At 55.4% G+C, this 18,586-nt stretch carries 17 protein-coding genes; 5 read left to right on the top strand and 12 right to left on the bottom strand.

Translation table 11 applies throughout. The features are described 5' to 3' along the window. Positions 1-174 precede the first annotated feature (174 nt). The 3 genes from pspG to ACVV26_RS20525 form a co-directional block, all read right to left on the bottom strand. The gene (gene pspG / locus ACVV26_RS20515) at positions 175-417 is read right to left on the bottom strand and encodes an envelope stress response protein PspG (RefSeq protein WP_474801942.1); all 243 of its coding nucleotides are present in this window, start codon (positions 415-417) and stop codon (positions 175-177) included. A 139-nt stretch (positions 418-556) separates the two neighbouring features. After that, entirely contained in the window at positions 557-1,555 is a 999-nt protein-coding gene (gene dusA, locus ACVV26_RS20520) for a tRNA dihydrouridine(20/20a) synthase DusA (RefSeq protein ID WP_474799096.1), read from the bottom strand. Between the two features lie 92 nt (positions 1,556-1,647). Continuing rightward, complete coding sequence (locus ACVV26_RS20525) at positions 1,648-2,940, bottom strand: conjugal transfer protein TraF (protein ID WP_474799098.1); 1,293 nt, start codon at positions 2,938-2,940, stop codon at positions 1,648-1,650. Positions 2,941-3,221: 281 nt separating this feature from the next. On the opposite strand from ACVV26_RS20525, the gene zur reads away from it, so the two are divergent. After that, on the top strand, positions 3,222-3,737 hold the full coding sequence (gene zur / locus ACVV26_RS20530) for a zinc uptake transcriptional repressor Zur (RefSeq protein WP_312982115.1): 516 nt from the start codon (positions 3,222-3,224) through the stop codon (positions 3,735-3,737). A gap of 71 nt (positions 3,738-3,808) precedes the next feature. Here zur and ACVV26_RS20535 read toward each other — a convergent pair whose 3' ends face one another. The 4 genes from ACVV26_RS20535 to ACVV26_RS20550 form a co-directional block, all read right to left on the bottom strand. Then, positions 3,809-4,018 (bottom strand): CsbD family protein, encoded by a 210-nt coding sequence (locus ACVV26_RS20535; RefSeq protein ID WP_002438376.1) that lies wholly within the window; start codon positions 4,016-4,018, stop codon positions 3,809-3,811. 223 nt (positions 4,019-4,241) lie between these two features. Then, positions 4,242-5,576, bottom strand: coding sequence for an MATE family efflux transporter DinF (gene dinF, locus ACVV26_RS20540; RefSeq protein ID WP_474799100.1), 1,335 nt, complete (start codon positions 5,574-5,576; stop codon positions 4,242-4,244). An 83-nt stretch (positions 5,577-5,659) separates the two neighbouring features. Continuing rightward, positions 5,660-6,268, bottom strand: coding sequence for a transcriptional repressor LexA (gene lexA / locus ACVV26_RS20545; RefSeq protein ID WP_125294750.1), 609 nt, complete (start codon positions 6,266-6,268; stop codon positions 5,660-5,662). 108 nt (positions 6,269-6,376) lie between these two features. Further along, a complete protein-coding gene (locus ACVV26_RS20550; protein ID WP_312982112.1) occupies positions 6,377-6,745 on the bottom strand; it encodes a diacylglycerol kinase in 369 nt (122 codons plus the stop codon). A 132-nt stretch (positions 6,746-6,877) separates the two neighbouring features. On the opposite strand from ACVV26_RS20550, the gene plsB reads away from it, so the two are divergent. Then, positions 6,878-9,307 (top strand): glycerol-3-phosphate 1-O-acyltransferase PlsB, encoded by a 2,430-nt coding sequence (gene plsB / locus ACVV26_RS20555; RefSeq protein WP_312982110.1) that lies wholly within the window; start codon positions 6,878-6,880, stop codon positions 9,305-9,307. Positions 9,308-9,341: 34 nt separating this feature from the next. Here plsB and ubiA read toward each other — a convergent pair whose 3' ends face one another. The 5 genes from ubiA to malK form a co-directional block, all read right to left on the bottom strand. Then, a complete protein-coding gene (gene ubiA, locus ACVV26_RS20560; RefSeq protein ID WP_474799102.1) occupies positions 9,342-10,214 on the bottom strand; it encodes a 4-hydroxybenzoate octaprenyltransferase in 873 nt (290 codons plus the stop codon). Continuing rightward, a complete protein-coding gene (ubiC, locus tag ACVV26_RS20565; protein WP_474799103.1) occupies positions 10,214-10,723 on the bottom strand; it encodes a chorismate lyase in 510 nt (169 codons plus the stop codon). Before ubiC ends, ubiA begins: the two co-directional genes overlap by 1 nt. A gap of 176 nt (positions 10,724-10,899) precedes the next feature. Continuing rightward, positions 10,900-11,871: a maltose operon protein MalM gene (gene malM / locus ACVV26_RS20570; RefSeq protein WP_474799105.1), complete on the bottom strand. Its 972-nt coding sequence runs from the start codon at positions 11,869-11,871 to the stop codon at positions 10,900-10,902. A 119-nt stretch (positions 11,872-11,990) separates the two neighbouring features. Then, positions 11,991-13,301 (bottom strand): maltoporin, encoded by a 1,311-nt coding sequence (locus ACVV26_RS20575; RefSeq protein ID WP_474799107.1) that lies wholly within the window; start codon positions 13,299-13,301, stop codon positions 11,991-11,993. 97 nt (positions 13,302-13,398) lie between these two features. Further along, positions 13,399-14,508 carry a maltose/maltodextrin ABC transporter ATP-binding protein MalK gene (gene malK, locus ACVV26_RS20580; protein ID WP_312982104.1) on the bottom strand — a complete coding sequence of 370 codons (1,110 nt, stop codon included), beginning with the start codon at positions 14,506-14,508 and terminating at the stop codon, positions 13,399-13,401. 369 nt (positions 14,509-14,877) lie between these two features. Between malK and malE the strand changes: the two genes are divergently transcribed. From malE to malG, 3 genes are all read left to right on the top strand, one after another. Then, positions 14,878-16,068 (top strand): maltose/maltodextrin ABC transporter substrate-binding protein MalE, encoded by a 1,191-nt coding sequence (malE, locus tag ACVV26_RS20585; RefSeq protein WP_474799109.1) that lies wholly within the window; start codon positions 14,878-14,880, stop codon positions 16,066-16,068. 71 nt (positions 16,069-16,139) lie between these two features. Further along, complete coding sequence (gene malF / locus ACVV26_RS20590; RefSeq protein WP_474799111.1) at positions 16,140-17,684, top strand: maltose ABC transporter permease MalF; 1,545 nt, start codon at positions 16,140-16,142, stop codon at positions 17,682-17,684. Between the two features lie 11 nt (positions 17,685-17,695). Further along, positions 17,696-18,586 (top strand): maltose ABC transporter permease MalG, encoded by an 891-nt coding sequence (malG, locus tag ACVV26_RS20595; protein ID WP_474799112.1) that lies wholly within the window; start codon positions 17,696-17,698, stop codon positions 18,584-18,586.

An 18,586-nucleotide genomic window follows, 5' to 3' on the forward strand; every position in this document is an offset into this window, starting at 1 on the left:
GAATTAGGGCTTCCCGCAGGAAGCCCTTTCTTTTTATAGTTCGCGCCGTATGTAGGGTACAGCTGCGATGAATTCGTTAACCCGTGCATACTGACAGATTAACCCTGCAATTCCTACGCAGCACCCTGAATAAATCCTTACCGGATCATCAGGTTGTGACCCATGCCGCAATCCTTAGTAACGCCAACGGTTGTTGCGCTGATAAAGCGGAAGCTTCGGCTGTTTTATTGTCCGTACCACCCAAACGATGGCGATTGCCAGTAATAACCAGGGCAAAACTTTAAAAATAATCGCGAATAATCCGCCGACAAACATTAATGCCGTCGCCACTGCCAGCGCCACCAGTATGCCGAGCAGCGACACGCCGGTCACCAGTAGCATCACAAAAAACCCTAACACGAACAGAATTTCCAGCATGGCTTTCTCTCCCAAAAAAATACGTTCCTGAGAGTGCTATTACAAGAAACATGCCAAAGTTAATTCGTTGATTTTAAAGAGCTACGCCCCGTCACGACGGACGAGGCGTAGCGAATTTGACTACTTTTTAGTGAAAAATTTATTGCGGATTAGCGACTTTTTGCAGCGCGCGTTCCAGCACATCCACATCCGCGCCCGCTTTATGGGCATTTTCGCTTAAATAGCGCCGCCACTGGCGCGCACCGGGTACGCCCTGAAACAGCCCGAGCATATGACGGGTGATGTGGCCAAGATACGCCCCCTGGCTCAGCTCGCGCTCGATATAGGGGTACATGGCGCGCACCACCGCAACCGGATCGGCCAGGTGGCTCTCCACGCCGAAGATTTCTCTATCGACCGCCGCCAGAATCCCTGGGTTTTGATACGCCTCACGCCCGACCATCACCCCATCCATATGCGCCAGATGGACTTTCGCCTGCTCAAGAGACGTGATGCCGCCGTTAATCGACAGGGTCAAATGTGGAAAATCACGCTTCAGTTGATACACGCGCGGATAGTCCAGCGGCGGGATTTCGCGGTTTTCCTTCGGGCTCAGGCCGGAAAGCCAGGCTTTACGGGCATGGATGATAAACATCTCGCATTCGCCCTTGCCGGACACGGTGTTGATAAAATCACAAAGGAATTCGTAGCTGTCCTGGGCGTCAATGCCGATACGGGTTTTTACAGTGACCGGAATGGACACCACGTCGCGCATCGCCTTGATACAGTCCGCTACCAGCTGCGCATTGCCCATCAGGCAGGCACCGAACATACCGTTCTGTACACGGTCGGACGGGCAGCCGACGTTAAGGTTGATCTCGTCGTAGCCGCGCGCTTCAGCCAGTTTCGCGCACTGCGCCAGCGCTGCCGGATCGCTACCGCCGAGCTGCAATGCCACCGGATGCTCTTCTTCATTGAATGCCAGATAGTCGCCTTTGCCGTGGATAATCGCCCCGGTGGTCACCATTTCGGTATACAGCAGCGTATGGCTTGACAGCAGGCGCAGGAAATAACGGCAATGTCTGTCAGTCCAGTCGAGCATCGGCGCGATAGAAAAGCGATGGGCGGCAAAAACGGTGGGTTGAGATTCTGGCAGCATAATCAAACGATGGCGTATCAGGTTAAAAAAGGGGCGACACTATACCACACTCTGTAAAAATGGGCGGAATGTCGCCATTCCGTCCAGTGATTTTAGAAGGTGACTTTAAGTTGCGCTCCTGCTCCCCAGGTTTCTTTCTCGCCGACAATACCGGTTAAATCGATATGCACCCGGTTAAACGGCGCGAAGCCCAGCCCGGCGGTAAACACGTCATTATCATTGCCTTTCATATCGGCACGATAACCGGCGCGCACCGCCAACCAGGGGAGTGGGCGCACTTCCGCCCCCACGCCGGCGTACTGGCTGTTATCTTCGCTTTTGAATCCTTTGGTTTCGGTGAGATCGCCATCAGCCGCCAGGGTCAAAATACCGCTATGCCAGGCAACACCCGCCGTGACCAGCGGCGTAATTTCATAACTATCGCGAAAACCGTTGACCTCTTTGGCATTAATATCGCGAGAAATCAGGTTCTGCCCGCTCAGGCCAACGGTCCAGTTTTCACTAAGATCGGCGGCTAAACCGGCGTCAACGTTGAAACCGGTATTGTCAGTACGGTAACGGCTACTGTTCCAGTCGCTACTGTCGTAGGCATAAATTGGCACACTGTAATTATACAGCCAGGTTTTTTGCAGCTTCGGGGTCACGCCGAAAGAAACCGGCACGCCGCCCATATCGAATTGCTTTGCAAAAGCAACGCCATAGTCGGAAACAATCGCCACGCGACCAAAACCGGTAGAGTGAAGGTTATCGGTGATCTCATCACTACCGTTCAGGATGGCATCGCGCGCAACGTCAATGGCAATGGCCTCGCTTCCCTGGATCCCTCTCAGGTACGTAATATCCTCCTGATCGATCCAGGAACTGACCCGGGCATGGGCATAGCCTTTCGCCACAAAAGCGACCGAGAGCATATCGCTGGGAATACTGACGGCCAGCCCGGCCCCCGCTCGCGCGGTGGCGATTTTGCCCTCCAGCGACTCTAGCTGATCCGCCAGTTCACCTGCGGCATTCTGAAACTGTTGGACTGATTCGCCGAGGTTCAATAAGTCTTCCGGACCAAAATCGTTAATCACCTCTTTGTAGTAATCAATACGATCACTAATGTTATCGATTTCGTCCTGTAAATTGTCTTTATCGCTGATTTGCGCGCCCACGGTGGGGAAAATAATGGTGACAGAATCTTCTGGCTGCGCTTTTGCCAGCAACGCCGGGTTAATCAGTACCCCGCTGCCATAATGCGCAGACGCGACGCCGGTTCCTCCCATTGCATCTCCACGCGCTTCCGTCCAGGTATTAGCCGCCCTGGCCTCACTCGTTACCACCAAAAAAACTGCTAATGCTGTTATAGAAAGTTTTATTTTTTTCACAGGAGTTTGTCTCGTCATAGGTTGCGTAACAGGCGCTGTGTCCCTGCACAGCGGAAAATGTTGGCGGCAAATGTCCCTATGAAAGACAGGCGTCAGAGCCCTGAAAGCGCGCCGCCTTCAGGCGGCTCATGTTCATTATTTGTAAGTCTTTAATATTTATAGATGTGGTTTTTTTCAATCGAACTGATACGTATGGATGAGCTTGCGAAAAACGAAGCGGAAGAACGATCCTGCGCACTGTCGGCGTTTTGGACGGATCATGATAAAATAAGCGTTTTACGTGACCCATGGGGATGCTGATGGATACGACGACGTCACAACATATGCTTGCCCTGGCAGAAGATCTTTGCCAGCAACGAAACGTACGCCTGACCCCGCAGCGCCTCGAAGTGTTGCGCTTAATGACGTTACAAAAAGGCGCGATTAGCGCTTACGATCTCCTGGATTTGCTGCGCGAATCCGAGCCGCAGGCTAAGCCGCCGACAGTCTATCGGGCGCTGGACTTCCTGCTGGAGCAAGGGTTTGTTCACAAGGTTGAATCAACCAACAGCTATGTTCTGTGCCATCTGTTCGATCAACCGACGCATACTTCAGCGATGTTTATTTGCGACCGCTGCGGCGTCGTCAAAGAGCAGAGCGCGCAGGGTGTAGAGAAGATCATGGATGCGTTAGCCGCCGATATGGGCTTTACGCTGCGGCATAATGTCATTGAAGCGCACGGGCTGTGCTCAGGCTGCAAAGAGGTAGAATCGTGCCGTCACCCGGAACACTGTGGTCACGACCATTCAGTTCAGGTGAAAAAACGCGGTAAGTGAAGGCGTTAATGGTACATCCTTGTACCTGGCAGGGTAGCCATGAGGGTGGCTAAGCAGAGAAACGACGGGGATTACCAGCGGTAATCGTTACGGGTTTCCCAGTCTTTTACTTCGTTCTCTGCCTGATCTTTCTCGTATCCATAACGTTCCTGGATTTTCCCTACGAGCTGATCGCGTTTACCTTCGATAACGGTCATATCGTCGTCAGTGAGTTTACCCCACTGCTCTTTCATTTTACCTTTGAACTGTTTCCAGTTACCGCCGACTTCGTCTTTATTCATGATGTAGTCCTCATCGTTCGGTTATAAACGCTAAATGTTTATCGTCCGTGTTTAACAGTTATTATCTGCTGGACGTGATAATGAGTTTAGTCGACCATTCCGACTCGTTTGAAACATTCAGAATCTTTAACCAAGCGCGAAAGATAAAAATCGGCATTAATGATACAAAAATTTTATATATCAAACAGATATTCAGAAATTAAATGAGAGTCAGCAGATGTAACTAACCATGACCCGTCTCGTTGAACCAGCTATTGCGCTGCCAGTGGCGCCGCCAGATGAGCCATAACGACAGCCCGCGCAATGCCAGAAATACCGCTACCGCCAGCCATAGCCCGTGATTACCCAGCCAGGGCAAAGCGATTAATGTCACGCCGAAACCCGCAGCCGCCACGGCCATACTGTTACGCATTTCCGCGCCACGGGTAGCGCCGATAAACATGCCGTCCAGCAGATAACACCACACGCCAACCAGCGGCAGCACAACCTGCCAGCCGAGGTAACGATCCGCTTGCTGTTGTAAAACCGGCAGCGAGGTCAGTAGCGCAACAATATGCTCGCCCCAAAGCGCATAAACCGTAGCGAACATCAGCGCCACCAGGCCCGCCTGGCGACAGGCGGCATGCCAGACTTTAATCAGTTGGTTGCTGTTACCTGCGCCGTAAGCCTGCCCGGAATGGGCTTCCACCGCATAGGCGAAACCATCCAGTGCGTAGGCGGTGAACGTCAGCAGCGTCATCAGGACGGCATTCACCGCCACCACATCGCTACCCATCCGCGCCCCTAAAATCGTGACGCTGGCGAAACAGATTTGCAGCAGCAGCGAACGCAGCATAATGTCGCGATTGAGCGCCAGTAAACGCCAGATATCGCCGCGCCAGGCAGAGAGCAGCATTGCCGGATTGATGCCCCGCAGCGTCATGACATGCCAGGCCATCAGCAATCCGACGATCAGCGTGATGTATTCCGCCGCCACCGTTGCCAGCGCAGCGCCCTGCACGTTCATATCCAGCCCCACCACCAGCCACAGGTCGAGTGCGATATTCAGCACATTGCCAACAACCAGCAGGATCACTGGCGCTCGCGCGTACTGCACCCCCAATAACCAGCCTAACAGCACCAGGTTCGCCAGCGTCGCAGGCGCGCTTAGCCAGCGGATTTCCAGAAAGCGCCGCGCCTGATGTAATACTTCTTCGCTGCCGCCTACGATATGCAACGCCAGGTTAATCAGCGGGGTCTGTAACAGCATAATCGCCACCCCGGCCAGCACCGCCAGCAGTAGCGGTTGCACCAGGGCTCGCGCCATCGCCTGCGGGTTTTTTGCACCAAATGCCTGGGCGGTTAACCCGGTGGTGCTCATTCGCAGAAACAGCAGCAGCATAAACAGAAAACTGGTGGCGGTTGCGCCAATGGCGACACCGGCTAAATAAACGGGGCTATCGAGATGGCCGATAACGGCGGTATCCACCAGGCCGAGCAGCGGCACGGTAATATTGGAGAAGATCATGGGTAGCGCCAGGCGCCACAATGCTTTATCAGCAGACGTGAAAAATGGCATGACGCAATCCGTAGCGGTAGGGAATTCTGGAAAGCAAAAAGCCGTAACGCGGCGCGCTACGGCTTCAAATCAGACAGCAGAGCTTACAGCCACTCGCCGTTGCGGATCACGCCGACAGCAAGCCCTTCGATAGAAAAGGCCTGCTGGCGCAGGTCAACAACGATTGGGGAGAATTCGCTGTTTTCCGGCAGTAACTGCACCGTGTTGCCCTGTTTGTTCAGGCGCTTAACGGTCACTTCGTCATCGATGCGCGCGACCACCACCTGGCCGTTACGTACATCCTGAGTTTTATGCACCGCGAGCAAATCGCCGTCCATAATCCCGATATCTTTCATCGACATACCGCTAACGCGCAGCAGGAAATCCGCGCTGGGCTTAAACAAGCCGGGATCGACCTGGTAATGGCCTTCGATATGCTGCTGAGCTAACAGCGGTTCGCCCGCGGCAACGCGCCCAACCAGCGGCAACCCCTCTTCCTCTTCCACCAGCAAACGCAGACCGCGCGATGCGCCAGAAACGATTTCAATCACCCCTTTACGCGCCAGGGCTTTTAAATGTTCTTCTGCAGCGTTAGGAGAACGAAAGCCCAGACGCTGTGCAATCTCCGCACGAGTGGGAGGCATGCCGGTTTGGCTGATGTGATCCCGAATGAGATCAAACACCTCTTGCTGTCTGGCCGTTAAACTTTTCATTCCGCCCCCTGGGTGCATATACAGTAATGCTGTGAGTATATACAGCTAACGGTGATTTTGAAACCACAAAATGAGCAAATATCCGCATGTTAGCGACATCTGGAAGAGTTATCGCAAATTTGACCAGAGCAATATGCCCCAGGTCATCAGCGCCAGTAAAATAGCAAACAGTACCGCCGCCGAGCCCATGTCTTTGGCGCGCCCGGAAAGCTCATGAAATTCCGGGCCGATGCGATCGACCACCGCTTCGAGGGCGCTATTAAGGATCTCAACTATCATCACCAGAATGACGGAGCCAATCAGCAACACCCGGGTAATCGGATCGACATCCAGCCAGCAGGCGATAGCAATGGCGACAATCGCCGCGACGCCCTCCTGGCGAAACGCCGCTTCGTTCTTCCAGGCGGCGCAAATGCCTTTCCAGGAGTAACCTGCTGCTTTAATTATTCGTATCAACCCGGTGGTGTTATTCGCCATGAAAGGAAACCTTTTTAAAAAACGCGCATCAATAGCAGTGAGCAACGAAACGTAAGCACCACAGAAATTCCCGGTTGTTTCTGATATTCTTGCGGTGCAATTGCATTGTTAACCAGAGGCTTTACATCGTTTATGTCCGGCTGGCCACGAATTTACTACAAATTACTTAATTTACCATTACGCGTACTGGTAAAAAGCAAATCCATTCCGGCGGATCCGTGCGCCGAACTGGGGCTCGATACCTCGCGCCCGATTATGTACGTTCTTCCGTACAACTCGAAGGCGGACTTGCTGACGCTGCGCCAACAATGTCTGGCACACGATTTGCCCGATCCGCTGGAGCCTCTCGAAATTGACGGCACTCTGCTGCCGCGCCATGTGTTTATTCACGGCGGGCCGCGGGTATTCACCTATTACACGCCGAAAGAGGAGTCGATTAAGTTATTCCACGACTATCTCGATCTGCATCGCAGCAATCCGCAACTTGATGTGCAGATGGTGCCGGTGTCGGTGATGTTCGGGCGCGCGCCGGGCCGTGAAAAAGGCGAAGTGAACCCGCCGCTGCGGATGCTGAACGGCTTGCAGAAATTTTTTGCCGTTTCCTGGTTAGGGCGCGACAGCTTTGTACGCTTTTCGCCCTCGCTGTCGCTGCGCCGCATGGCGGATGAACACGGCACCGATAAAACCATTGCCCAGAAGCTGGCGCGAGTGGCGCGTATGCACTTCGCCCGCCAGCGCCTGGCCGCCGTAGGGCCGCGTTTACCGGCGCGTCAGGACCTGTTTAATAAGCTGCTGGCCTCTAAAGCCATTGCCCGCGCGGTAGAAGACGAAGCGCGCAGCAAAAAAATCTCCCATGAAAAAGCCCAGCAAAATGCCGTGGCGTTGATGGAAGAGATTGCGGCGAACTTCTCTTACGAAACCATTCGTCTGATGGATCGCATTCTGGGCTTTACCTGGAACCGCCTCTATCAGGGCATTAATGTGCACAACGCCGAGCGGGTGCGCCAACTGGCGCATGACGGTCACGAACTGGTGTACGTTCCCTGCCACCGCAGCCATATGGACTATATGCTGCTGTCCTATGTGCTGTATCACCAGGGCCTTGTGCCGCCGCACATCGCTGCGGGTATCAACCTGAACTTCTGGCCAGCGGGCCCGATGTTCCGCCGCCTGGGCGCGTTCTTTATTCGTCGTACGTTCAAGGGCAACAAACTTTACTCCACGGTGTTCCGCGAGTATCTGGGCGAACTGTTCAGCCGCGGCTATTCGGTGGAATATTTTGTTGAAGGGGGCCGTTCCCGTACCGGTCGCCTGCTGGACCCGAAAACCGGCACCCTGTCGATGACCATCCAGGCGATGCTGCGCGGCGGCACCCGCCCTATCACGCTGGTTCCTATCTACATCGGCTATGAACACGTGATGGAAGTGGGTACTTACGCCAAAGAGCTGCGTGGCGCGACCAAAGAGAAAGAGAACTTCGCGAAGATGGTTAGCGGGCTGAGCAAGCTGCGCAACCTGGGCCAGGGCTACGTAAACTTCGGCGAACCAATGCCGTTGATGACGTACCTGAACCAGCACGTGCCCGAATGGCGCGACTCCATCGACCCGATTGAAGCGATCCGACCTGCCTGGCTGACGCCGACAGTGAATGCCATCGCCGCCGACCTGATGGTGCGCATCAACAACGCGGGCGCGGCTAATGCCATGAACCTGTGCTGTACGGCGCTGCTGGCGTCGCGTCAACGTTCGCTTACCCGCGAGCAGTTGACCGAACAGCTCGGCTGTTACTTAAGCCTGCTGCGTAACGTGCCTTATGCGCCGGATGCAACGACACCAGCCCAATCCGCCAACGAGCTGATTGAGCACGCGCTGCAAATGAACAAGTTTGAAGTCGAAAAAGACACCATCGGCGACATTATCATTCTGCCGCGCGAGCAGGCCGTGTTGATGACCTACTACCGCAACAACATCCATCATATGCTGGTGCTGCCATCGCTGCTGGCGGCCATGATCGCCCAGCATCGCCACATTACCCGTGAAGAGTTGCTGCGCCAGGTTGAAGTGCTCTACCCGATGCTGAAGGCGGAGTTGTTCCTGCGCTGGGAGAAAAGCGAGCTGGGCGCAGTGCTTGATGCGCTGGTGGATGAGCTGTTGCAGCAGCAGTTAATCGTGGAAAACGGCGAGAAATTGCAGCTTAACCCGGCCCGTTCACGTACGCTCCAGTTGCTGGCGGCAGGGGTGCGCGAAACGCTGCAACGCTACGCCATCACCTTCTGGCTGCTGAGCGCCAACCCGTCGATCAACCGCGGCACTCTGGAAAAAGAGAGCCGTACGGTGGCGCAGCGTCTATCGGTGTTGCACGGGATTAACGCGCCGGAATTCTTCGACAAAGCGGTATTCAGCACCCTGGTGTCGACACTGCGCGACGAAGGCTTTATCAGCGATACCGGCGATGCCGAACCGGCCGAGACCATGAAGGTTTACCAGCTTCTGGCAGACCTGATTACCTCGGATATTCGGTTGACTATCGAAAGCGCGGCGGCTCAGGCGAGCGACGCATAAAGACAAAACAGGCGGGAAATCCCGCCTGTTTTATTTAGAGATGTTGGTAACTGAACACCAGCCCGATAAACAACACTAAGCCCACATAGTTGTTGTTCATAAACGCCTGGAAACAGGCCGCGCGCTCGCGATGCGCAATCCGTTTTTGCTGATACGCGAACAGCCCGCCCGCAATCAGGATCGCCGCGTAAAACACCGCGCCCAGCCCGTTTAGCCAGCCCACCAGCGCCATCAGGCCCATCACCACCACCTGCAAAATACCGATAATCAGCTTGTCGTGACGACCGAACAGAATGGCCGTGGATTTGATGCCGATTTTAACGTCGTCATCACGGTCGACCATGGCGTATTGCGTATCGTAAGCCACGGCCCAGCAGATGTTAGCGATAAACAGCAGCCAACAGCTGAGCGGCACGCTTTCACTCACGGCGGCAAAGGCCATTGGGATAGACCAGCCGAACGCAGCGCCCAGCACTACCTGCGGCAGATGGGTATAGCGCTTCATAAACGGATACACCCACGCCAGCGCCAGCGCCGCTACCGACAGCAAAATGGTCATGGTGTTGAGCGTTAGCACCAGCAGGAACGACAGCAGCACCAGCCCGACAAACAAATTACGCGCTTCTTTTTCGGTTACCGCACCGCTGGGCAGCGGACGGTTGGCGGTACGTTTTACATGCCCGTCGAATTTGCGATCGGCATAATCATTCACCACGCAGCCCGCCGCACGCATCAGCCATACGCCTGCGACAAACACCGCCAGGATCCACAGCGGCGGCAGGCCTGGGGTGGCAATCCATAACGCCCATAGCGTCGGCCAAAGCAGTAACAGCGCGCCGATAGGTTTATCTGTGCGCATCAGGCGGTGATAAGCCAGCAGCTTATTTTGCTTGAGGCTCCACTCCATTATTTCTCCTCCTGGTACAACGGCGATGCAGCCAGAAATAATTCAGTCAACAGTAACGGTTTACCGGATAAACGCAGACGGGAACGGCGCCCCCATAAATTTTCGCTGCGCCCCACCTCAATATAGTCGCGCGTCAACGTTGACTGGGTAAAAAGATAGCGGCCCAGCGGGGTTCCGCCCAACTGCTGCAATGCCAGTTCCGGCCCGCACAGCGTCGACTCCGGCACCACGGTGCGGCCAATCAGCCAGGGTTCGCCATCGCCGCACAACACAATTTCGCGCAGCCAGTAGCGTGATTCCTGCGGCAGGCAGGCGCGTTCGTCATCGGGCAATTCCTGCCCGATAAAGCCTTCAAAGATAATATCGACATGCACTTTACGGCAAAACTGCTCGAAGCGTTTGGTCATCGAGTCTTCAAGCAGCAGCCAGTCGCGCAATTCGCTATCCAGCTCGGGAAGGGTATCGAAAAAGGTCAGCGCACGCAGTGACGTGAGCGCAGGATGGGACATGTGTTGCTCTCCGGAACCAGGTCTTCCGGCATTGTAGCGCAGAAAGGCAGGAAGTTGGCGGAGGAAACGTCACCAATAACGATTTAGCGCAACAAATGCGCAACAAACGCGGCGGCAAATAAAAAAAGGTGCGCCGAAGCGCACCAACCTTACAAGCATCAACAATGCGGGGTGGATCACCCCTTGCCTTTTACACTGCTGATAAACGTTGAACGGGCGGAGGTAGAACCCAGACGCTCGGCTTCATTCAGCAGTTTCAGGGCTTTGTCGATATCCCCGCTGTTAACGGCCTGCTTAATGGCCTGATTGAAATAGTTTTCCGTGTCGTTTAATACCGGCTCGCTCTTCGCGGCAGGTGCAGGTGCCGACGCAGCATGAGCCGTGGCAGGCGCAGCCACAGGTGCCGGCGCTGGCGCGGCATAGGCGGTTGCCGGCGCGGCGGTATTACCCACGGTGACCGGGCCAGGGTCCGAGGAACCGAACAGCGGTCCCACCAGAATGCTGGAGCCCGAAGACGTTTTGACTTTCAGTTTTAGCGTACCGTCCGTAGTGTGACGGGCGATCGGGTCAGGGATATCCGGTACCGCATTGCCGGTGCCTTTGGCATAAGACTTCGCCGGATCGAGTAATTGGGTGGTTTGTTGTAGGTCTTTATCGGTGGTGAACACCAGTAAATAGAGTTTCTGTTGCCCCAGCGCCGGGGTCAGCTTGATCACACCCTCAAGGCGATCGGCGGACATCACGCCCGGTTCCTGGTAGGTAAAGAAGCTGCTGGGAAAAAATGCCGCCGGGGTTAAATTCTGATCTAAAACCAGCACGTTCGGCGCAAACACCGAGGTTTGCTTATCCACTTCGCTGGTCAGGGTGATTGTCAGTTCGCCGATATTCGCCGGTACGCTGTACGCGGCAACCGGCCCGGCAATGCCCGGCGCGTTCAGCGATTGGCCGCCGGTCGCCAGGGTGGTGGTTTGGGTTTTAGACTGGTCGACTGGCGTCCATTGCAGTTGCTGCAATGACTGAGCCGGAATAGCTGGCGCAGCAGAAACGTCCTGTGGAACCAGATTCACCGCTGCGAGGGTGGTGGCCGGGAGGCTTGCCAGTAAACCCGCAGAGAGACACAACGCGATTAAACTTTTATTCATTTTCATTGTTATAACCTCAAACGTGCGGGTAAGCGGGAGCCAGGCAATAGCGCGCTCACCCAGGACAGGCATGGTCAGACAGAGGGGCTTTCGCCCCTCTTTGTTTTATGAACTCACGTGCTGTATTACCACCAGATTTCCATCTGGGCACCGAAGGTCCACTCATCGTTATCGCCACGGCTGAAGGTGCGCGCGGAAGTATCCTGATAAGCGTAACCTGCGGTGTAGCCCGCGCCGGAATCGTTGTTGGCGTAACCGAAGGACTCATCCCATTTGGCATAGGTCGCGAACACGCGGATGGCCGGACGGGACCAGATGCTGTCGCCAGCCTGCCATTGTTGCGCCAGGGTCACTTTAATCTGGTCGTTGGTGGAATCGGTGCGCTGGGACTTCACGTTGTCATAGCCCACTTCAAGCAGGGTGCTCATGATCGGGGTCCATTTGAACATCGGACGCACGCCCACGGTCCACCAACGGGTGCCGTTGTTGTTGTCCAGATCGATGTCCTGGTACATACCGACGTACATCAGGTCCCAACGGTCGCCCAGGGAGATGGCACCGTGGTCGATAAAGCGCAGCAGGTGGCCATCGTTATTCAGGCTGGCGCCTTGCGGGATGCCCTTACCGTTAGAGGTCATAGAATCCAGGCCGTACTGAACCACGAATTTGTTAAAGCCTTTCATCATGCTCTGGGTGTGCTCGGCAGTGAACAACCAACCGTCTTTGGATGCGCCAGGCTGCAGGTAGTAGTCGTCAGGAATGTTGGTGTGACCGTAGTCAACGCCCAGTTCCAGGGTACCGCCCGGGTTGATTTCCATACCGGCTAAACGCACGTCGAACACGTCGTTCGGCACTACGTTGTCATAAATACGGTTGCCGTCGGCATCGAAATCAGAGAATGCAGAGGAGCCGCCGGATTCAGAAGAACGGGTGGCCGCCAGAGAGAGTTTACCAAAGCCGAGGTCGATATTTTCCAGACCCGCGCCCGGGCCGGAGATATCCCAGTAGTAGAAGTCGATCATGTGGACGTCATGACGCTGGTAGAAGCGCTTACCTGCCCAAATGGTGGAGCCCGGCAGCGCGTCGATCAGGTTTTTACCCTGGACGTTAGCTTCACGGAAAGCCGGGCTGGTGGATTCCCAGTCATTACGTTGTGATACGGAGTACGCCACGTTAGTATCGAAATAGAAGCTCTTATCGCCCTCTTTCCACACTTCCTGACCCAGTTTGAGTTCTGCGTAGGTTTCGCATTCGTTGCCCAGACGATATTTACTTTGAGCGCCGGTAGCCTGGAAACATTCCTGCTCACCGCCGCTGCCAGTCCAGCCGATACCAGAACGGGCGTAGCCTTTAAAATCAACGGCGCCTGCCTGGGCAGACAAGATGCCTGCCATAACGGCGACCGCCAGTGGGACTTTGCGCAGAGTAATCATCATTCTATCTCCTGAGATCATTGCTTTTCTTTGTACACATCGCCTTTCAGGGTGCTACAACGCAGCGCGAAGGGTTTTGTGTTGTTTTTTTATGGAATGCTTAAACGCCGGGCTCGTGGTGCAGACGACGACAGGCCGTACCATCCTCTCGGAACAAATGGCAACGCTCTGGCGGCAAGCCGATGGCGAATGTGGCACCCTCTTCTACCAACACCACGTCAGACTGGCGGTAGACCAGGTTCTGACGAATGGCCGGAATTTGGATATGAATTTGCGTTTCGTGGCCGAGCTGCTCGACCACCTGGACCTCGCCTTCCAGCGTGACGTCGGCAATTTCACTGGGCAGCAAATGTTCCGGGCGAATGCCCAGCGACATATTGGTCCCCACCTGCACGCCTGCGCTGTCTACCGGCAGCCAGATTTGCTGGCGGTTCGGTAACTCCACCTGCACCTGGTCGATGGCGGTGGCGGTGACTTTCACCGGTAAGAAATTCATCTTCGGCGAGCCGATAAACCCCGCAACGAAGCGGTCTGCCGGGTAGTGATACAGCTCAAGCGGCTTACCCACCTGGGCGACGCGCCCGGCGTCCAGTACCACGATTTTGTCGGCGAGGGTCATGGCTTCGACCTGGTCGTGAGTGACGTAAATCATGGTGCGCTTCAGGCGCTTATGCAGACGGGAGATTTCGATACGCATCTGCACGCGCAGCGCGGCATCAAGGTTGGAGAGCGGCTCATCAAGCAGAAACACGCGTGGTTCCGCCACCAGGGTACGGCCAATCGCCACACGCTGGCGCTGGCCGCCGGACAACGCTTTCGGACGGCGATCCAACAGGTGCGCCAGTTGCAGCGTCTCCGCAACCTGGTTCACCCGCTGGTTAATGACCTCTTTCTTCGCCCCGGCCAGCTTCAGGCCGAAAGACATGTTTTCAGCCACCGACAGATGCGGATAAAGCGCATAAGACTGAAACACCATGCCCACGCCGCGCTCGGCGGGCGGCACATCGTTAACGCGTTTATCGCCAATCAATAAATCGCCGCTGGTTACTGTTTCCAGCCCGGCAATCATTCGCAGCAATGTCGATTTACCGCAGCCCGATGGTCCGACGAACACCACGAACTCACCTTCAGTGATATCAAGGTTGATATCCTTTGATACCACCACATCGCCCCAGGCTTTCGTTACATTACGCAGCTGAACGCTTGCCATCCCCTTCTCCCTCAACAACTTTTTGCAATACCGCAGAACGTCTGTATTGCCCGACTATCCGTCATTAGCTGTGTGGATGAATCCTCCACCCCCGCGCTTTTTGATGGGGGAGGAGACGGGAGGATGAGAGAAGCAGGTCTGCCACCGCAGGCACAGCTCGCCGGGGAAAATCGTGATCGTGGCGTCAAAAAAGCGGGGTTTTTTGTGTGCGCCAGCCCACATAACCCGCGCTTATGCAACGTAGATCACACAAGTCAGCCCAGGGGCGTAGCGTAAAGGAGGATGAGAAGCGCTTGCCAGATGCGCAGACTAAGCAGGGTAAAGCCACTACGTGTATCCACGTGCACATCACCAAAAAGGATGGGACATATGAAACTCAACACTGGCGCACGCATCCTCGCGTTGTCTGCACTGACAACGATGATGTTCTCCGCCTCTGCTCTCGCCAAGATAGAAGAAGGCAAACTGGTAATCTGGATCAACGGTGATAAAGGCTATAACGGCCTTGCCGAAGTGGGTAAGAAGTTCGAAAAAGACACCGGCATTAAAGTGACCGTTGAGCATCCGGATAAACTGGAAGAGAAATATCCGCAGGTTGCAGCCACCGGTGACGGCCCGGATATCATTTTCTGGGCGCATGACCGTTTCGGGGGTTACGCGCAGTCTGGCTTACTGGCTGAGATCACGCCGGACAAAGCCTTCCAGGACAAACTGGTTCCTTTCGCCTGGGACGCGGTGCGTTATGACGGCAAGCTGATCGCGTATCCGGTCGCGGTTGAATCCCTGTCGCTTATCTACAACAAAGATTTAGTCCCTAACCCGCCGAAAACCTGGGAAGAGATCCCGGCATTAGATAAAGAACTCAAGGCCAAAGGTAAGAGCGCCCTGATGTTCAACCTGCAAGAACCGTACTTCACCTGGCCGCTGATTGCGGCAGACGGCGGGTACGCGTTTAAATTCGCTAACGGCAAATATGATGTGAAAGATGTCGGCGTGGACAGCGCAGGCGCGAAAGCGGGCCTGACTTTCCTGGTCGATATGATCAAAAACAAACAGATGAACGCCGATACCGATTACTCCATCGCAGAAGCCGCCTTTAACAAAGGCGAAACCGCCATGACCATCAACGGTCCGTGGGCGTGGACCAACATCGATAAGAGCAAAATCAACTACGGCGTCGCACAGCTGCCGACCTTCAAAGGCAAGCCGTCGAAACCGTTCGTTGGGGTACTGAGCGCCGGTATCAACGCCGCCAGCCCGAACAAAGAACTGGCGAAAGAGTTCCTGGAAAACTACCTGCTGACTGACGAAGGTCTGGCGGCAGTGAACAAGGATAAACCGCTGGGCGCCGTGGCGCTGAAATCCTACCAGGATCAGTTGGCGAAAGATCCGCGCATCGCCGCCACCATGGCGAACGCTGAGACAGGCGAAATCATGCCGAACATCCCGCAGATGTCCGCCTTCTGGTATGCCGTTCGTACTGCGGTTATCAACGCCGTTAGCGGTCGTCAGACTGTAGATGAAGCGATGAAAGACGCACAGGGCCGTATCGCCAAGTAAGAAGCAATCGCGGGTGGCCCTGCGCCGCCCGCGTTGATTTGCCGATAAAATACGTTGTAAAAGGAAACCCCATGGATGTAGTTAAAAAGAGACCCTGGTGGCAAAGCGATAAGCTGAAGTGGTCAGCCGTCGCCCTGCTCGGCCTGATGGTGGGTTATCTTGTGGTATTGATGTATGCCCAGGGGGAATATCTGTTCGCCATCGTGACGCTGATCTTAAGCTCCGTTGGCCTGTACATCTTCGCTAACCGCCGCGCTTACGCATGGCGCTACGTTTACCCTGGCCTCGCCGGCATGGGGCTGTTTGTACTGTTCCCGCTGATCTGCACCATCGCTATCGCGTTTACCAACTACAGCAGCACCAACCAGCTCACGTTCGAGCGCGCGCAGCAAGTGTTAATGGACCGCCAGTACCAGGCGGGGAAAACCTTCAGCTTCGGCCTTTACCCGGATAACGAAAAATGGCGGCTCGCGCTCACCGATGGCGAAAGCGGCAAAAACTACGTCTCCGACGCCTTTACCTTTGGCGGCGAGCAGACCCTGAAACTGAATGAAGCCGACGCGCTGCCGAGCGGTGAACGTGCCACGCTGCGCATCATTACCCAAAACCGTCAGGCGCTGACCCAGATCACCGCCGAACTGCCGGATGAAAGCCAACTGGTGATGAGTTCATTACGCCAGTTCTCGGGCACACGCCCGCTGTACACGCTGGCGAAAGACGGCAAACTGACCAACAACCAAAGCGGCGCGGTATACGCACCGAATGCCGATGTGGGCTTCTATCAGGCATTAAACGCCGATGGCAGTTGGGGCAGCGAAAAACTCAGTCCTGGCTACACGGTGACCACCGGCTGGGACAACTTTATGCGCGTCTTTACCGACGAAGGCATTCAAAAACCGTTCTTTGCCATCTTTGTCTGGACGGTGGTGTTCTCGGTGTTGACGGTGGTACTGACCGTGGCAGTGGGCATGGTGTTGGCCTGCGTAGTTCAGTGGGAAGCGCTGAAAGGCAAAGCGATTTACCGGGTACTGTTGATCCTGCCTTACGCGGTGCCGTCGTTTATCTCGATTCTGATTTTCAAAGGGTTGTTCAACCAGAGCTTCGGTGAAATCAACATGATGCTCAGCGCGGTATTCGGCATCCGCCCCGCCTGGTTTACCGACCCTACCACCGCCCGCGCCATGATTATCATTGTGAACACCTGGCTGGGTTATCCGTACATGATGATCCTGTGCATGGGGCTGCTGAAGGCGATTCCCGACGATCTCTATGAAGCGTCGGCGATGGATGGCGCTACGCCGTTCCAGAATTTCTTTAAAATCACGTTCCCGCTGCTGCTCAAGCCGCTAACGCCGTTAATGATCGCCAGCTTTGCGTTCAACTTTAATAACTTCGTGCTGATCCTGCTGCTAACCAACGGCGGACCGGACCGTCTCGGCACCACCACACCGGCAGGCTATACCGATTTGTTAGTGAGTTACACCTACCGCATCGCCTTTGAAGGCGGCGGCGGTCAGGATTTCGGCCTCGCAGCCGCTATCGCCACGCTGATCTTCCTGCTGGTGGGCGCGCTCGCGATTGTTAACCTCAAAGCCACGCGCATCAAGTTTGATTAAGGAGACGACACATGGCTATGGTTCAACCGAAATCTCAAAAGCTGCGTCTGTTTATCACGCACTTGTTACTGCTGATGTTTATCGCCGCCATTATGTTCCCGCTGTTGATGGTGGTGGCGATCTCGCTGCGCTCGGGCAACTTCGCCACCGGCAGCCTGATCCCGGAGCAAATCTCCTGGGAACACTGGAAGCTGGCGCTGGGCTTTAGCGTGGTTCATGCCAACGGCAGCGTCACGCCGCCGCCGTTCCCGGTCCTGCTGTGGCTGTGGAACTCGGTGAAAATTGCGGGCATTACTGCGGTTGGCATAGTGGCGCTTTCCACCACTTGCGCCTACGCTTTTGCCCGTATGCGTTTCCCTGGCAAGGCTACCTTGCTGAAAGGCATGCTGATTTTCCAGATGTTCCCGGCGGTACTGTCGCTGGTGGCGCTGTATGCGTTGTTCGATCGCCTCGGCCAGTACATTCCGTTTATCGGTCTGAATACCCACGGCGGGGTGATTTTCGCTTACCTCGGCGGTATTGCGCTGCACGTCTGGACGATCAAAGGCTATTTCGAAACCATCGACGGTTCGCTGGAAGAAGCCGCCGCGCTGGATGGCGCAACGCCGTGGCAGGCGTTCCGCTTAGTATTGTTGCCGCTGTCGGTGCCGATTCTGGCGGTGGTATTTATTCTGTCGTTTATCGCCGCCATTACCGAAGTGCCGGTGGCGTCGCTGCTGTTGCGTGATGTAAATAGCTACACCCTGGCCGTGGGCATGCAGCAATACCTCAACCCGCAAAACTACCTGTGGGGCGACTTTGCTGCGGCTGCGGTACTTTCCGCTATCCCGATCACCCTGGTTTTCCTGCTGGCCCAGCGCTGGCTGGTCAGCGGGCTGACGGCGGGGGGCGTGAAAGGCTAA

It is taken from the genome of Atlantibacter sp. MEI4A-1023 (assembly GCF_056155425.1).

Bases quoted from the DNA above. Each gene is read 5' to 3' on its own strand.
- pspG (WP_474801942.1), bottom strand. From the start codon at position 417: ATGCTGGAAATTCTGTTCGTGTTAGGGTTTTTTGTGATGCTACTGGTG.
- dusA (WP_474799096.1), bottom strand. From the start codon at position 1,555: ATGCTGCCAGAATCTCAACCCACCGTTTTTGCCGCCCATCGCTTTTCT.
- ACVV26_RS20525 (WP_474799098.1), bottom strand. From the start codon at position 2,940: ATGACGAGACAAACTCCTGTGAAAAAAATAAAACTTTCTATAACAGCA.
- zur (WP_312982115.1), top strand. From the start codon at position 3,222: ATGGATACGACGACGTCACAACATATGCTTGCCCTGGCAGAAGATCTT.
- ACVV26_RS20535 (WP_002438376.1), bottom strand. From the start codon at position 4,018: ATGAATAAAGACGAAGTCGGCGGTAACTGGAAACAGTTCAAAGGTAAA.
- dinF (WP_474799100.1), bottom strand. From the start codon at position 5,576: ATGCCATTTTTCACGTCTGCTGATAAAGCATTGTGGCGCCTGGCGCTA.
- lexA (WP_125294750.1), bottom strand. From the start codon at position 6,268: ATGAAAAGTTTAACGGCCAGACAGCAAGAGGTGTTTGATCTCATTCGG.
- ACVV26_RS20550 (WP_312982112.1), bottom strand. From the start codon at position 6,745: ATGGCGAATAACACCACCGGGTTGATACGAATAATTAAAGCAGCAGGT.
- plsB (WP_312982110.1), top strand. From the start codon at position 6,878: ATGTCCGGCTGGCCACGAATTTACTACAAATTACTTAATTTACCATTA.
- ubiA (WP_474799102.1), bottom strand. From the start codon at position 10,214: ATGGAGTGGAGCCTCAAGCAAAATAAGCTGCTGGCTTATCACCGCCTG.
- ubiC (WP_474799103.1), bottom strand. From the start codon at position 10,723: ATGTCCCATCCTGCGCTCACGTCACTGCGTGCGCTGACCTTTTTCGAT.
- malM (WP_474799105.1), bottom strand. From the start codon at position 11,871: ATGAAAATGAATAAAAGTTTAATCGCGTTGTGTCTCTCTGCGGGTTTA.
- ACVV26_RS20575 (WP_474799107.1), bottom strand. From the start codon at position 13,301: ATGATGATTACTCTGCGCAAAGTCCCACTGGCGGTCGCCGTTATGGCA.
- malK (WP_312982104.1), bottom strand. From the start codon at position 14,508: ATGGCAAGCGTTCAGCTGCGTAATGTAACGAAAGCCTGGGGCGATGTG.
- malE (WP_474799109.1), top strand. From the start codon at position 14,878: ATGAAACTCAACACTGGCGCACGCATCCTCGCGTTGTCTGCACTGACA.
- malF (WP_474799111.1), top strand. From the start codon at position 16,140: ATGGATGTAGTTAAAAAGAGACCCTGGTGGCAAAGCGATAAGCTGAAG.
- malG (WP_474799112.1), top strand. From the start codon at position 17,696: ATGGCTATGGTTCAACCGAAATCTCAAAAGCTGCGTCTGTTTATCACG.